Raw genomic sequence first — 14,756 nt, forward strand, 5'->3', positions numbered from 1 at the left:
TTCTACTTCAGAAGGGTAAGTTTATAGATTACTCGTGGCTTGGGAGCGCGACTCGTGGCAATTTGCCCTTCCAACCAGTTAATGATCAGACTTTGCTCGTCCAGCCCTTTGGCATGCCGCCCCTGCTCATAGGCGCGCATACCGAGGATATAGGTCGTATTCAGCGGCCGGTATTGAAAGAAAAACAGCTCATTCTTTTTCAAGATCATGTGCCGCAGTTCACGAACCTGCTCGAAGGCGGGCCCCTGCCTGATGTCGACGCCCGTTTCCCATTGATTGGCCGGAGCCGTTAGTATCTCCTCGTTATCGGCCGAAAGCATATAGATTCCTTTTTTCAAGCCCGCTATTTTAAGAACCTGCCGCCCCCCAGCGTCTACGCCGGTTGCATTTACCGGCAGCGGAAGGGGTAGGTACGGTTCATCAAGGGTGAAGGTCAGGGGATCTGTTTTCGCATTGGTTTCCAGTAGTTTAATCGGAGCTACTGCCTCCGCACCCGTTTTGGCCACCGTGATCATCACCGGCTTTGCTCGCGGGGCCAGGCCCAGTCCGTTTTCGAGAATAGTCGCCAGGTAATAATAGCCGACTTCATTCAGGTGAACCCCATCTTCCGTCAGCGCGGTGGTTTTACTCACTTCCTGAATCGGCCTGAACAGATCGACGAACCGTTTGCCCCGCTCGTCAGCCGTTTTTGCAATCGTGGCTGCGTAGCGTTGCAGCATGGCATTGCGCTTCGACAGGTTTTGGGTAGAGTCGGCGGACAGGACTGGGATAGGCGATAGCAGCACTGTTCTTGCCCCAAGCTGATCAATTTTGTCGATAAGTTTCGTTAATCCATCCCTGAACGTAGCCAGACCCGCTTCCCCGTCCTGGGCTTCAATGCCGCCATAGCCAATAAAAACAACCGTCGGCCGGGCTTTTGTGATGTGCTCCATCAACAAGTCGTAGCCAGTTGGCGGGTTAGTAATGGTGCTTCGGGCAATGCCGAATACATTGTCTCCACTCCAGCCAAGGTTGCGGTAGGTAACATTACGATCGGGCCAGCGGGTTGTCAGGGCCAACTCCAGATAGCCATACTGAAAATCATCTTCGAACAATGAATTCCCCAGAAAGACAACCCGATCACCGTTCCGGAGCTCGAACGGTGTCTGGGCCGACTCGTCAACCGATGTAGGCGTAGTCTGCGCAAAGACCGATCCGCAAAAAAAATAAAAGAATACAGGTAGACTAGTCCGGAAAAGGGCCGATACAGTACGCTTTCTCATTTGGTTTTACACTGAAGCTGTTCAGGATTTACTTAAACAACGTGTTTTTGTCATCCTGACGTAGGAGGGATCTTCGGACGCAGGCGACGGTAAGATCCCTCCTACGTCGGGATGACAAAAACACACCCATTCTTAACTAGTTTATTGACAAAATTTAAAATCCTAAACAACTTAAATACGCGTAACCACTCCCAGGCTAATTCATTCGTTAAACCAATGTTTTTCGGGCATCGCGGTCTGGATCATTGGCCAGACTCGGGATATCATCCAGAATCATGGTTTCTCCATTTTGGCTGGTGTAGGGTTTCCAGGTGGGCAACCCGCCCCCGTTCGGATTTCCGGTTTTCACAAAATTAATAAACGAGTTCGCCATCTTTTCCGATAAAGCCCGGGGCCTTTTGCCTCCACCCGTATGGGTAAGCATCAAATCGGTATTATAAAACCAGAAACAGATATCATCGCAGTGGAAAGCCCGCATTCGCCCGTCGAACAACGGCGGCTGCCAGCCAAACCAGGCCAGGTAAACGGGCGCTTTTTGTTGCGAAGCTTTCGCGTCGGCCGCAGCAACGGCATTTTTTCGGTTGGAAACAACCAGGGCCCAAATCTCGATCGGACGCGCTTTCGGGAAATTCTTCGCGTATGCATCCACAATTTCACCGGCCTTGTCACCAAAGCGGGGTTTAACTTTTTCTTTTACTTCGGCCAGCGAAATGCGCTCCAGGCTGGCATCTGTCCTGTCGGGATTTTGCTCATGAAACGTTGAGCAGATCATCAGGGGAATATCCGCCGAGAAGTGGTTAGAGTCTTTGAAGAAAGCGCCGGCATTCAAGGCCACGCCATCTGCAACGGGAGCAAATCCTCCCCGCTGAATACCAAGCCGTTTGGCTTCATCGGCCATTTTCTCGACCGCTCGGTTGGCAATGTCAATGTATTCACGCCATGGAATCTGTTGCAGTTTGGCTATTTCGCCGGGTTTTAAGCCAGCCTCCTCCATCACCTTGAGCCCTAATTTTTCGGCATACTCTTTATTGGTGCCCGCCAGCGAGCTACCGCTCAGCGCAACGGCGCGGTGAAATAGTCCCTTGGCAGATGGCATGTTCATCAGGGTAGTCACCTTGGCTCCTCCCCCCGACTGGCCAATGATGGTTACCTTAGTAGGGTCCCCGCCGAAGTTGGCAATGTTATGTTTTACCCATTCGAGGGCCGCCACCATATCCAGATTACCCACATTGCCGGATTCGTTGCCGCCACCAGCCGCACTCAGTTGCGTATAGCCCAGCGAACCGAGCCGGTGATTGAGCGAACAGAAAACGACATTGCCCAGACGAGCGAGGTTTTCGCCATGATACCCATCCTGTTCAATCGCATTGCCGTTCACGAAGCCCCCCCCGTGTAGCCAGACGACGACCGGCAGGCGTTCCTGGGGCCGTTTTTGGTTATCCAGAGCAGGCGTCCACACGTTCAGTTTCAGACAGTCTTCCGACACATCGTCGTAGTTCCAATGGTCAACGAACGACGCGTAGGGATTGGCGTACCGTTTTTCCATGATCTGGGGCGCCGAATTCCCCCACCAGAGAGCGGGCCGAATATCCGTCCAGGGTGTGGGCTTCTGCGGGGGCATAAATCGGTTCTTTCCTGACGTATCGGCTCCGTAGGGTATACCTAAAAACTGGTAGATACCCCGGAGAATAAAGCCTCTGACTTTACCGTGTTCCGTATTGGCGATGGCAATGCTGTCACCAACAAACAAAACCTGCTCGTCGCCCGATGGCTTCGGCATCTTGGGCTTGAGGGGTGTAGCCGCCGTGGCTTGCTGCGATACCCCTACACTGGCGACTCCAAGTCCCAGCGACTGTAAAAAATTCCGTCTTGATGGTTTCATTGTCGCATTCTTGTTATTGGTTCAGGAAAAGCAGATACTGTAGAATCATGCGTGTGAAGCGTGCCTTTTTCATCTTTCTGTAAAAGGAACATTATGGGGCATTTTTACTATGTCTGCCTGGATAAGAAACTGCGTACCCTTCTCCTTAGGGGCGAGTCAGCGTGACATTTCACGCAGTTGGTTTTCGGGGACGTGTAAGGTAACCGGCTTGTGTTTTGGGCTCCCAACAACAGGCATTCGGCTTAATACGACCGTTACCTAAACTCGCCCGGCAACTCTATATTTTTTTATAAAAAATATAAATTTACAAATACTTTCGTTTTCATGCCGCTGCTTCTCAAACGTTTTACATATACAAACATTCTCTGACTGTCAATGCTTTACAGTGAGTTATCAGCCTGTGCGTTTACTCATACCTTATATGACTACTACCCGTTTATACGTAGCATTGATCAGTCTGTTGATGGTGGCTGAGTTGCTGGGCTGCAAAGATCACTTGTTTATCGCAACACCCGGCGCCTATCGGTTACGCGTGAAGACCATAACTCAACAAGTTACCAGCAGGGCTAGTATGAATACGGTTAACACATTTTCGTATGATGGACAGGGGAAGCTACGTTCCATTCTGGCGTATCGGTCGCCGGATAGCACGGTGGCACCGGTCGAAAACACAATATATGAGTACGACGGCCAAAACCGACTGATTAAGGTGCAGCACGCGGAAGTTCGGCGCGGGTCAAACTCGGAGACTTACACCCTTTCGTACAACGCAGCGGGTCAATTATCGGAATTGGCCAACATGCCGTCCACGTTCAGCGTATCACTCCAATACAACTCCGCCAATCAGGTATCGAGCTATAATAAAGGAATTAGTGTAGGAGGGCTTCGGTCCACCGGCGGAGGTTCATTTACCTTTACTGGCCATAACCTGACATCTTCCTACGAGACCTTTACCGTATACGCTTCGGGTGGGTCTCCAACAGCTCCTCCCGTTTACAGCCGGGTAACCAGCACCACGTATACATTCGATGATAAACCAAATCCGTTTTATGGCGTGTTCATCATTCCTGCGTCGGGGGTGTTTCTTCCATTCGCCGGCTCGGGAGCCTTTGGCCCCTTCTCTGTGCTGTACGGCGGCATTGATAACACGCTTAATTTGAGTCAGAATAATGTCCTGTCTGCCGTCAACGCCAATGGAACAACTACGGTATATAGCTACACCTACAACGCAGCTAATCTGCCAGACAGTCGCACTACGACAACCAATGGCGCCCTAATTGACGTCTTACGGTTTGATTATGAATCCTATTAAGCAGGTAATTATAGACTGTCGCGGCTAAATTTCTTACAGATTCCGGATGTATTTCTGGCCACCCAGGTAGCGCATCTGTCGGGCAATTTGACGCGTTCGGCGCTGAATATAGGCCGATGGCTTTTTGATGGAGAACAAGCGTGGATTGGGCAGAACGGCCGCAATCCGGGCGGCTTCATCGCGGGAGAGAGTGGCCGACGAGTGGCCATAATAACGTTGCGAAGCCGCTTCGACGCCAAACGTCATCGGTCCCGTTTCGGCCACGTTCAGGTACACTTCCAGAATACGTTTTTTACCCCAGATCAACTCGATCAGGGCCGTAAAATACACTTCCAGTCCTTTGCGGAGGTAGCTGCGCCCATTCCAGAGAAATACATTTTTGGCTACCTGCTGTGAAATTGTGCTGGCCCCCCGCGGTCGTTTACGGGTCTGGTTTTCCTTGATGGCATCCTGAATCTCGTCGAAGTCAAACCCCCAATGGGTGGGAAAAGCCTGATCCTCCGATGATACAACGGCCAGTGCGGCCTCTTTACTGATTTTATCGTAGGGGCGCCATTTCTTGTACACCTGACTGCTTTCGTCGGTGCCGAAGGTATCTATCCAGCGCGAAACGATCAGCGGTGTTACCCAGACGGGCACGTATTTCAAGACAATCACATAGCCGAATGAACCAAAAAACAGCCAAAGGAAGGCTTTAATTGCCAACCAGTAAGCACGCTCCAACAGTGGCCGTTCGCGGATGAATCGACGTGCCTGCTGCCACTTACCTGACGACGCTCTCTTCTCCAGAGCGGCTTTCCGACCGGCTGGCTGCGTCCGTTGGGCAGACGAATTGGCCGCCTTCGGCCTGGGTGTTGGCGCAGGAGACGTGCGAAAAGTGTTTACCGGACGTTGCGGGTTCATAGATGATGGGTCTTACCGCGAAAATAGTATGCTGGCGGCTGTAAACCCGAGCTTTTCACGAATTAACGGGTAAATTATGAAAAAGCGTCACGTCTACTCCTCAACAAACAAGGTAGCGGCCACCCGATCGGCAAAAAGCTTGCCCGCTGGGGTCAGCAATAAGTGATCATCCGTGCGTGAAAGCCAGCCGGTTGCATACATAGCCGCAAGGTCGCGGGCCTGTTTTTCAGCAAAGTCACTCGCTAACAACGCATTAAGTTCGTGTAGCGAACAACCCCATCGGGTGCGGAGACCGGTTAATAAATACTCGTTTACCTGGTCGGCAATCGTCAGCGTTTCGACCGTAGCCGGGAGTTCCCCCTGCCTGATAGCAGCTATGTAGCGGCTATTATTCGCTACATTATATTGCCGGGAATGACCGTTATAGGAGTGCGCACTTGGACCAATACCCAGGTAAGAACGACGTTGCCAGTAGGCGCTGTTGTGCCGGGCGTACTGATCGGGTTTGGCAAAATTGGAGATTTCGTAATGATCGTAATTTGCTTCAGTCAGCGCCTTGGTTAACTCCTCAAATTGCTCGGCGGCACTGTCTTCATCGGCGGGAGGCAGTTTGCCCTTTTTCTGCCAGCGACCAAAAGCGGTATCAGGTTCAATGGTCAGCGCATAGGCCGAAAGATGGGGCACATCGAGCGCAAGGACCTTTTGCAAATCGAGCTGCCAACGTGCCGGATCTCTATCTGGAATTCCGTAAATCAGATCGACGCTTATGTTTTCAAAACCCGCTTCCCGAGCCAGCCGAACACAGGTCTCGGCCTCAGTTGCCGTGTGGGCACGGTTCATCCAGCGGAGGGTGGCTTCATCGAACGTCTGTATGCCAATGCTTAAGCGATTAACGTAGGCTCGCAGCATCGTGAGCTTCTCCCCATTCAGATCGTCGGGGTTGCCCTCGAGTGTTATTTCGGCGGTGGGAGATACCGTGAAGTGCGTGTGTATGACGGTAAAGATCTGTTGCAATTCGCTCTCCGTAAGCAACGAGGGCGTTCCTCCGCCAAAATAGATGGTTTCGAGCGTTCGGTTGGACAGGTAGTTTTTTTGTCGTGCGATCTCGGCGCAGAGCGCATCAACCAGTGCTGATTTTTGTCCCAGACTGGTGCTAAAATGGAAATCGCAGTAGTGGCAGGCTTGCTTGCAGAACGGGATATGAAGATAGAGATGCATCTATCCTGATGACAACAAAGGCGGGGAATGGGTTCACAAAGGAGAGAAAAGAATGAACCCGACCGGAGTCCAGCCAAGTATAAAGCGATTCCCGCTATCAATCAGGACACTTTTTGCAGCGTTTCCCTTTCTTATATTTCTTGCAACATTTTTTCAGCACACATTCCTGACTCAGGAACGGGTTAATCTGTAGGAGTGGTTTGGCATCACTCGAAGCACCAGCGTTTTCAGAAAAGGTGAACTCGGCAGTCATTCACGTAAGTCGTTTACGACAGCAAAGGTAATCTTGTTTAGATTTATTACAAATTAAAATTAGCAAATTGATCAGCTATTGATGCCTCACCCGGAGGCCATCCCAGTTCCGGGCGAAGCATCAACACGAGTAGAGCTATAGATTACAAATGAATTTCACCCGTCAGGTATAGTTGTACTTGCCCCGATATATCAACTCGGGCGGGATTTTCGCCATCGTAGTTCAATTTGCAATGCAGGTAGCCGCCCCGTTTGGAGAGCTGACGGGCCGTCAGTTCCGTTTTGCCGAGTCTTTCAGCCCAATAGGGAACCAGCGTCGTATGGGCAGAACCCGTCACAGGATCTTCATCGATACCCGACTGGGGACCGAAAAACCGCGACACAAAATCGACCGTTTCGCCCTGGTTCTCTTGCCCCGGTGCGGTGACAATCACTCCCCGGGCCGGCACGCTGCTCATTTCCCGAAAATCCGGTTGCAGGGCTTCGATCTGGGCCTGTGTTTCGTAGACCAGCATGTAATCGGTTTTCCCTTTAAAAATGCCAACTGGTTTTTCGCCCATACTGGCGATCAGGGCGGGTGGTTGTACGTTCGCTTTGTGTACCGGATCGGCCGGGAAGTCGAGTGTAAGCCAGCCATTTTCGCCACGGCACACTTTTAACAACCCGCTGCGGGAGTTAAAAAATATCTGATCGTTGGTGGGTAAATCGTTTTCCAGAAAAAATACGACATAACCCGTTGCCAGGGTTGCATGGCCGCATAGGTCGACTTCCACCGTGGGCGTGAACCAGCGAATATGGTACGTATTTTCCTCGTCGGTCTTTACATAAAAAGCCGTTTCCGCCAGGTTATTTTCGGCGGCTATCCGCTGCATCTGCTCATCGGGTAGCCACGCGGCCAGCGGCACAACAGCCGCCGGATTGCCAGCAAACAGCTTGTCGGTAAAGGCATCCAGTTGATAAATTCTCATACGGTCTAGGGTGCGCAAGGCACGGTTTAGGAAATTAGGAATATTGATCTTTGGTCTGCAACAGACTCAAGGCATCGTCCGTAAACGCGGTCAGCGATGGTATAATCAGGTCAGCAATATCGAATTTGGGGTCACCATACTCGAAGGCTGCTGGTACGGCTACGGTACGCATGCCAGCCGAATAAGCCGACATCAGACCACTACCCGAATCTTCAAACGTTACGCAGTTTGCGGGTGATACATGCAGTTTGCGGGCCGTGCCCAGATACACATCGGGGGCCGGTTTGTTGCGAGCTTCCAGCGTGGCCGAATGCCAGAGCGTCAGCGCATCCCGAATGCCCAGTCGATCAACTACGACTTCAATCAGGCTCATGGGCGAGGCCGAAGCAATGGCGGTTGGAATACCCCGACTAACAAAAAACTGTAACGTTTCGATGGCACCCGGCATGGGTTCGGCCAGCCTGGCAATGCGGTCATGGACACCGTGGGTGATGGCGTCGGCCAGATCTTCGAGGCTTTGGCCCGATGCATCTTCTGCCGACCAGGGAGCCCTGGCAAACCAGTACCGAACCACTTCCAGAATGGGCATTCCGGTGGTTTGCTTACATTCATCGTCGGTTAGCTGTAAGCCAACGGTAGCAAACACAATCCGCTCCATAGCACGCCAGTGGGGCTCAGAGTCCACCAGCAGCCCATCCATATCAAATATTGCTGCGTCTATCAAAATTCGTAAGGTATTAGTTTTATACGTAGTTAATCAACGGGCGTGCTCCGTTTGTTCAGGTTTAGGCACGTCATTAACCTCAAGCGTATCATCGTCTACAATGGTTGTATCGACAGGAACCGTGGCTGTTTTTGGTTTTTTCTCCTGCCCACAGGCCAAGAGTGATCCTAAAATGAGGAAGAGGAAGATACCCATTACGTAGGTAAATCGTGATCGCTGGGGGCGCATCGCTGGTAGCATCTTATCGGACCGTCCGTTATACATCGGCCTGACGAAACGGTTTCACGTCTACTTTTTCCCAGACACCCTCCGTAATATACGGATCAGTTTTCAGATAGTTCTGAAGATCGGCTTCCGTGTCGAGGTCAAGGATAAGCATGGACCCGATCATGGTTTGTTCGGGATTAAGGAGCGCTCCCCCAAGCACAAACTGTCCCTTCTCTTTTAGTTGACGGACATACGCCAGGTGAGCCGGCCGAACGGCCATACGCCGGTCCAGGGCACTAAGATCCGTATAATCGTAAGCGTGTACAATGTACTTCATCCAATAAACGATTGTTTCCGTAAGCAAGATACCACCTTTCGATGGCCAGCCAATGCTACCGGACTGGATTTTGATCAAAATAAGCCGTAGTGAGGGTATAGAATGTTCTGGCTCCACTTAGTAACTGAATCGCTTCTTCTTCACCTAATTCGGCTTCCATATCATAGTCTGCGGATTGGCGGGCGGCAAAATTGCGCTCCAGAATTTGACCAGCTTCTCTGGAAAACCGACCCGTTTTCACAAATAATTCGTGAAACTTCACCCGTGCACCTTCATGCTTTTTTGTCGTAATTCCTTCTGTCAATAATAAAGCAGAAGCACAGTAGAAAATAGAATAATAAGCTCTATTTGCTAATGCCATTATGCGTCCATTCTGATGTAAAAAATTAGCATCGTATAAGGCATCTGCGGCATGTTCCAAAAACCGACTGATTTGTTCATTCATATACGAAGTCCTTCAAGGCGGGCATTTTGATAGACTGGGCCAAACGATTTATAATACCTTTTGGCAGGTATTGGTAAAACAGAGATAGCCTTACCGTACCGAAGAATAAAATCCATTGTAAAATCACTCAATCGAAACAGCTCAGCGTACGTATTGACACTTTCATCCGTCAAAACGACCATGAGATCAATATCTGATTCATCGTCGTAATCGCCCCGTGCGTAAGAGCCATAGAGCACTACATCGACCAATCGATCTCCGTAAAGCTCCTGCACGGCCTTTTTAAACTCTCGAACGATAGGTTCAATAGCCGGATTGATGTGCGTTTTCATATCGAAAAGTAAGTCTTTCGCCGTTTTCTTCCTAATTTCCGGCTTTTGACCAATCTCTCACGTCATTCATCAATGAATCGCTTCCTCTACGGGTTACTTCTGTTGCCTGCGACATCGCTGTGGGCACAGTCTTCGCCCAAAAACACCCCTACCCTCACCGTCGAAACCATCATGCAGGACCCCAAAATCTGGGTCGGCACCTCACCCACAAATCCTTTCTGGTCCGACGATTCCAAGACGCTCTATTTTAACTGGAACCCCAGCCAGGCGAAAGGCGATTCACTTTACAAAGTGACCATTCTTCGGGATTCCCGCAAAAAAACGCTGACAGCCTCGGAACCGGTAAAAGTTAGCCCCGGCGAACGCCGTTCTCTGCCAGCGCCACCCGTATCGACGTACAACCGCGCCTACACGCAGCGATTATTCGACCGCCAGGGCGACTTATTTCTGCTCGATGTCAAGTCAGGGTCGGTTCGTCAATTGACCAATACAGTCGAGAACGAATTAGATCCCACGTTCTCTGGTGATGAGCGGAAGGTTGTGTTTCGGCGCAGTGGGTCCAATTTATTTAGCATCGACCTGAAAACCGGCGAGCTAACGCAGCTTACCGACTTTCGTACGGGAGCCAAAAAAGCCGAACCCAAACTAACCGACGAAGAGAAATTTCTGAAGCAGGATCAACTCCGCCTGTCGACGGTGCTACATGAGCGGAAGGAGAAAAAAGAAGAAGCCGATCGGATCAGCAAGGCCGACCGACCTAAACGGGCCAAGGAAATTTACCTCGATGACAAAACGGTCATTAATCCCCAACTCAGTCCGGATGGCCGTTTCGTCACGTATCGCCTGACGAAGCCCGCAACCGGAGTAAAAAACACGCAGGTTCCCAATTACGTGACCGAATCGGGCTATACGGAAGATATTCCGGGGCGGACCAAGGTTGGCGCTCCCGCTGCCAGTCAGGAATTTTTCGTCTATGACATAACCAAAGATACCGTTCGGGCGGTATCCATCAAGGCTATTCCGGGTATTATGGACAAACCGGCTTATCTACAGGCGGTTGGAAAGACAAAGGCCGATACCGCCAGAAAGATGCGTCCGGTCGTTATTAACGGACCCGTGTGGTCAGACGACGGTAAACTAGCTGTGGTCGTGGTTCGGTCGCTGGATAACAAAGATCGCTGGATTATGCGTTTCGTACCGGAAACGCTGACGCTTTCCCTCCTCGACCGACAGCATGAGGATACCTGGATTGGTGGACCGGGTATTGGTTCGCTTAACTCACCGGGCAACATGAATTTTCTGGCCGATAACCAGACGCTCTGGTTTCAATCGGAAGCAGACGGCTACTCCCATATCTATACGGTCAATGTGCTGACCGGTGAGCGTCGGCAACTGACATCCGGTAAGTTTGAGGTGCAGCAGGTACAATTATCAAAAGACAAAACCCATTTCTTCCTGCAAACCAACGAAGTTCATCCGGGCGAGCAGCATTACTACCGAATGCCCGTAAGCGGTGGTCGGCCGGAACGAACACGACTGACGACTATGACGGGGGCAAACGATGTAACACTATCGCCCGACGAAACCCTGATGGCCATCCGGTATTCGTCTACTAATCAACCCTGGGAACTGTATCTGATGGATGTCCGTCAGCAGTCGGGATCGGCTACTAAGCGTACGTCTCAAGCAGCGACTTCACAGACCGCCCGTGTGTCGGCACCCGTCAAGCTGACCAACTCGCTAACCGATGCGTTTAAAGCGTACCCCTGGCAGGAACCATCCCTCGTCACGATTCCGGCTCGCGATGGGCAGCCGATTTATGCCCGCCTGTACAAGGCGAAAGCACCTACCGGCAAAGCCGTTGTGTTTGTCCACGGAGCCGGGTATTTACAGAATGCGCACAAATGGTGGAGCCAGTATTCACGGGAATACATGTTTCATAACTTGTTGACGGATAAGGGATATACGGTTCTCGACATTGACTACCGGGCCAGCGCCGGTTATGGCCGCGACTGGCGGACGGGCATTTATCGGCACATGGGCGGCAAAGATCTGGAGGATCATGTCGATGCGGCCAAATGGCTGGTAGCAACGCAGGGTGTCGATGCCAAACGGATCGGAATTTACGGCGGCTCGTATGGCGGCTTTATTACACTGATGGCCATGTTTACGACGCCCGACGTGTTCAAAGCCGGCGCGGCTCTACGCCCCGTTACCGACTGGGCAGCCTATAATCATCCCTACACGGCCAATATCCTGAATGAACCCCAGAACGACTCGCTTTCTTACCGTCGCTCTTCCCCCATCAACTTTGCCGAGGGATTGAAAAATTACCTCCTCATTTGCCACGGCATGGTCGATGTGAATGTTCATTTTCAGGACACCGTCCGGCTCATGCAGCGTTTGATCGAACTCAAAAAAGATAATTGGGAAGTCGCTGCGTATCCAATGGAAGACCACGGCTTTGTGGAACCCACAAGCTGGATGGACGAGTACAAACGAATTTTAAAACTGTTCGACGAGCGGTTGTGAGGTAATTGATTTATGGCGATCCGTCGCTATCTGCGGTCTCATGGGCGACGGATGACGACGGACCGCCGTAAACCGTACAATCCTTACTCCACCAATACACGAATCACCGATTGGCGAGCGTTGGCATTTAATTTGAGCAGATAGCGTCCGGTAGCAACGCCTGTCAGCGGCCATTCCGCTTGCTTTTTGCCGGTAAAGGCAGGTATTTGTTGGGACATAACTGTCCGGCCCGACGCATCCAGTAATTGGACTACTATTATGGATCGTTCATCCTGCTCAACTTCTATCCGCAACCGATCAACGATTGGGTTTGGAACAACCCGAACGGCCAGCAAAGAAGCGGGTTCGTCTACGGCCGTCAACACGACATTGATAACGTCTGATGGCGGAGAGGAACAACCATTGGTGGTGACGATCACGTAATACTGACCGCTCTGAACCGGTACCAGGGTTGGCCCGGTTGCATTCGGAATGGGCTTGCCGGGGTCACTACCCACACGAACGTACCATTGGATTCCAGCCATCGGGTCGGTCGACAGCGTCCCACTTCCCGTTTGTGTCACGAATGGCTTAGCGGGTTCTGGATTCTGCGCTCTCAGGGGCACAAACAGTGTATTTGCTGAGCACTGGTTGCTATCGACAACACTCACCGTATAGGTTCCCTCGGTCAAACTGGTTTGGGTGGCGGTAAAGGTTTTCAGCGTATCCCGGCGTTCCGTAGTCCAGTAAAATTTAAAGGGTTTGATCCCGCCTGCCACCTGCACTGTCGCCTGGCCATCCTGTCCACCCGCACAGGTTACATTTTTAATCGTACCCGTCGATAGCGTAATGGCGGCACCATCTGTCACCACCGCTACGATTGAATCGGTGCAGCCAACTTCATCGGCGACCCGCAATCGGTACGTGTTTGGTCGAAGGCCGTTGATCTGACTATTCGTTTGGTAAGGTTGCCCGATGATCTGGTATTGCCTGACGGTACCAATGCCTCCTGTCGTGGTGAATTTTACGGCTCCCGTAGGACACACACAACAGGTAGCAGCGATGGAAACAGCCTGCGCCTTCAACGGTTCTGCTTTTCCTACAGTCACCGAAGCAAGACTTGTGCACCCATTGGCATCGGTACCCACAACCGTGTAATCGCCGATAGCAAGCCCGGTAAAAACGTTACTGGTCTGGGGCGTTTTGCCCGTAGACAATTGATACTGGACAGCGCCGGTTCCGCCAGCTGGCGTCACTTTAATCGAACCGCTGTTCGGTCCGAAGCAATTGACGGCTCCGGCAACGGCAGTCAGTGTCAGTGGAGTTGGTTGCGCTACCACCACCGATTTCTTTCCCTGACAGCCATTTCCATCAATGACCGTAATTTCGTACGTGTTCGCTGCCAGACCCGTAAATTGCGTCCCTGTCTGCAAAGGTCCGGTTCCTAACTGATACTGGTAGGTGCCAGCCCCACCCGTCGCCGATACCGTAACAATGCCATCCGCCGAACCTGTACAACGGGCGGGCTTCATGTCGAATTTAATATCAAAGGGTACCGGTGAGCCAATTTGTACATCCTGAAAAAATATACAATTGTTTTTGTCCGTCACGCCTAAGGAATAAGTTGTATTCGCTTTCAGGTTTATAAATGTCCCACTGACTTGAGGAGTACCCAGGTTGAGCAAATACCGATAGTCGCCCACCCCGCCGAAGGCCGTTGCCAACAAGGCGCCATCCGACCCGCCAAGGCACTTGGGCGGTACTGGCGAAACACTAACACTCAGCGCTGGTGGCTGTTTAACTTCAACCGTGGCCTGTGCAGTGCACCCAATAGCGTCTTTAACAGCCACGGCATAGGTGCCTGCGGTTAGATTCCCAAACGTCGTATTGGTCGTCTGAAAAGGTTGGCCATTAAACTGGTACTGAAGCGCGCCCGTTCCACCAGAGGCATTGATGGCGACCTGACCATCTTTCCCACCATTGCACAGTGTAGACAATGAAGTGGGTGTAAGCACGATGGGTGTATAAACCTGCACCGTACCCGTAGCAGTCGTTGTTGTTACGCCGGTGGCCGTTCCACTGCCAGGGGTGGTACTGGGTACGTCGCAAAAGGCAGTGTACGTTGTTGTTTTGAGGGGTGTTACCGTAATGGTCGCTCCCGTCTGTGTCGTGGACCAGCGGACAGACCCGCTACAGCCAGAGGCTGTCAGATCGGTTTTGGCCCCGGCACAAACGGTTGCCGAACTCACGGACACAGTCACTACGGCGGGTGCCTGGTTTTCTACATCGTCCGTTGCCCAAACGGCTGTGGTTAACGGGAGCAGCGCAACCAGACCGAGCATACGTATCCGACTTATTTGCTTAAAAAACCAGGAAAATACTTGTACAGGTTTATTCATAACG

13 protein-coding genes are annotated in these 14,756 nt (G+C 51.5%); 2 read left to right on the forward strand and 11 right to left on the reverse strand.

What is annotated here, in order from left to right; translation table 11 throughout:
• Positions 1-2: 2 nt before the first annotated feature.
• Positions 3-1,262: an SGNH/GDSL hydrolase family protein gene (locus ACYU8Y_RS18395; protein ID WP_460939522.1), complete on the reverse strand. Its 1,260-nt coding sequence runs from the start codon at positions 1,260-1,262 to the stop codon at positions 3-5.
• Between the two features lie 208 nt (positions 1,263-1,470).
• Positions 1,471-3,144 carry a carboxylesterase/lipase family protein gene (locus ACYU8Y_RS18400; protein WP_460939523.1) on the reverse strand — a complete coding sequence of 558 codons (1,674 nt, stop codon included), beginning with the start codon at positions 3,142-3,144 and terminating at the stop codon, positions 1,471-1,473.
• Between the two features lie 421 nt (positions 3,145-3,565).
• Between ACYU8Y_RS18400 and ACYU8Y_RS18405 the strand changes: the two genes are divergently transcribed.
• Positions 3,566-4,456, forward strand: coding sequence for a hypothetical protein (locus ACYU8Y_RS18405; protein WP_460939524.1), 891 nt, complete (start codon positions 3,566-3,568; stop codon positions 4,454-4,456).
• A gap of 33 nt (positions 4,457-4,489) precedes the next feature.
• Here the strand turns inward: ACYU8Y_RS18405 and mtgA are convergent, their stop codons facing one another.
• From mtgA to ACYU8Y_RS18445, 8 genes are all read right to left on the reverse strand, one after another.
• Positions 4,490-5,359, reverse strand: coding sequence for a monofunctional biosynthetic peptidoglycan transglycosylase (gene mtgA / locus ACYU8Y_RS18410; RefSeq protein ID WP_460939525.1), 870 nt, complete (start codon positions 5,357-5,359; stop codon positions 4,490-4,492).
• Between the two features lie 93 nt (positions 5,360-5,452).
• Positions 5,453-6,577 carry a radical SAM family heme chaperone HemW gene (hemW, locus tag ACYU8Y_RS18415; RefSeq protein ID WP_460939526.1) on the reverse strand — a complete coding sequence of 375 codons (1,125 nt, stop codon included), beginning with the start codon at positions 6,575-6,577 and terminating at the stop codon, positions 5,453-5,455.
• A gap of 395 nt (positions 6,578-6,972) precedes the next feature.
• Entirely contained in the window at positions 6,973-7,797 is an 825-nt protein-coding gene (locus ACYU8Y_RS18420) for a PhzF family phenazine biosynthesis protein (RefSeq protein WP_460939527.1), read from the reverse strand.
• A 34-nt stretch (positions 7,798-7,831) separates the two neighbouring features.
• Positions 7,832-8,521, reverse strand: a complete 690-nt coding sequence (gene hxpB, locus ACYU8Y_RS18425) for a hexitol phosphatase HxpB (RefSeq protein WP_460939528.1) — start codon at positions 8,519-8,521, stop codon at positions 7,832-7,834.
• 33 nt (positions 8,522-8,554) lie between these two features.
• Entirely contained in the window at positions 8,555-8,716 is a 162-nt protein-coding gene (locus tag ACYU8Y_RS18430; protein ID WP_460939529.1) for a hypothetical protein, read from the reverse strand.
• Between the two features lie 61 nt (positions 8,717-8,777).
• The gene (locus tag ACYU8Y_RS18435; RefSeq protein WP_460939530.1) at positions 8,778-9,065 is read right to left on the reverse strand and encodes a YciI family protein; all 288 of its coding nucleotides are present in this window, start codon (positions 9,063-9,065) and stop codon (positions 8,778-8,780) included.
• A 55-nt stretch (positions 9,066-9,120) separates the two neighbouring features.
• The gene (locus ACYU8Y_RS18440) at positions 9,121-9,510 is read right to left on the reverse strand and encodes a HEPN domain-containing protein (RefSeq protein WP_460939531.1); all 390 of its coding nucleotides are present in this window, start codon (positions 9,508-9,510) and stop codon (positions 9,121-9,123) included.
• On the reverse strand, positions 9,507-9,842 hold the full coding sequence (locus ACYU8Y_RS18445; RefSeq protein WP_460939532.1) for a nucleotidyltransferase domain-containing protein: 336 nt from the start codon (positions 9,840-9,842) through the stop codon (positions 9,507-9,509). The genes ACYU8Y_RS18440 and ACYU8Y_RS18445 overlap by 4 nt, the downstream gene beginning before the upstream one ends.
• Positions 9,843-9,914: 72 nt before the next feature.
• On the opposite strand from ACYU8Y_RS18445, the gene ACYU8Y_RS18450 reads away from it, so the two are divergent.
• Entirely contained in the window at positions 9,915-12,374 is a 2,460-nt protein-coding gene (locus ACYU8Y_RS18450) for a prolyl oligopeptidase family serine peptidase (protein WP_460939533.1), read from the forward strand.
• An 83-nt stretch (positions 12,375-12,457) separates the two neighbouring features.
• On the opposite strand, the gene ACYU8Y_RS18455 is transcribed toward ACYU8Y_RS18450, so the two are convergent.
• Complete coding sequence (locus ACYU8Y_RS18455) at positions 12,458-14,752, reverse strand: T9SS type A sorting domain-containing protein (RefSeq protein WP_460939534.1); 2,295 nt, start codon at positions 14,750-14,752, stop codon at positions 12,458-12,460.
• Positions 14,753-14,756 lie beyond the last annotated feature (4 nt).

Source organism: Spirosoma humi, from assembly GCF_054776575.1.

Excerpts from the sequence above, each read along its gene's own strand:
- hemW (WP_460939526.1), bottom strand. The coding sequence starts at position 6,577 with ATGCATCTCTATCTTCATATCCCGTTCTGCAAGCAAGCCTGCCACTAC.
- ACYU8Y_RS18435 (WP_460939530.1), bottom strand. The coding sequence starts at position 9,065 with ATGAAGTACATTGTACACGCTTACGATTATACGGATCTTAGTGCCCTG.
- ACYU8Y_RS18395 (WP_460939522.1), bottom strand. The coding sequence starts at position 1,262 with ATGAGAAAGCGTACTGTATCGGCCCTTTTCCGGACTAGTCTACCTGTA.
- ACYU8Y_RS18405 (WP_460939524.1), top strand. The coding sequence starts at position 3,566 with ATGACTACTACCCGTTTATACGTAGCATTGATCAGTCTGTTGATGGTG.
- ACYU8Y_RS18420 (WP_460939527.1), bottom strand. The coding sequence starts at position 7,797 with ATGAGAATTTATCAACTGGATGCCTTTACCGACAAGCTGTTTGCTGGC.
- ACYU8Y_RS18445 (WP_460939532.1), bottom strand. The coding sequence starts at position 9,842 with ATGAAAACGCACATCAATCCGGCTATTGAACCTATCGTTCGAGAGTTT.
- ACYU8Y_RS18440 (WP_460939531.1), bottom strand. The coding sequence starts at position 9,510 with ATGAATGAACAAATCAGTCGGTTTTTGGAACATGCCGCAGATGCCTTA.
- ACYU8Y_RS18450 (WP_460939533.1), top strand. The coding sequence starts at position 9,915 with ATGAATCGCTTCCTCTACGGGTTACTTCTGTTGCCTGCGACATCGCTG.
- mtgA (WP_460939525.1), bottom strand. The coding sequence starts at position 5,359 with ATGAACCCGCAACGTCCGGTAAACACTTTTCGCACGTCTCCTGCGCCA.
- ACYU8Y_RS18400 (WP_460939523.1), bottom strand. The coding sequence starts at position 3,144 with ATGAAACCATCAAGACGGAATTTTTTACAGTCGCTGGGACTTGGAGTC.
- ACYU8Y_RS18455 (WP_460939534.1), bottom strand. The coding sequence starts at position 14,752 with ATGAATAAACCTGTACAAGTATTTTCCTGGTTTTTTAAGCAAATAAGT.
- ACYU8Y_RS18430 (WP_460939529.1), bottom strand. The coding sequence starts at position 8,716 with ATGGGTATCTTCCTCTTCCTCATTTTAGGATCACTCTTGGCCTGTGGG.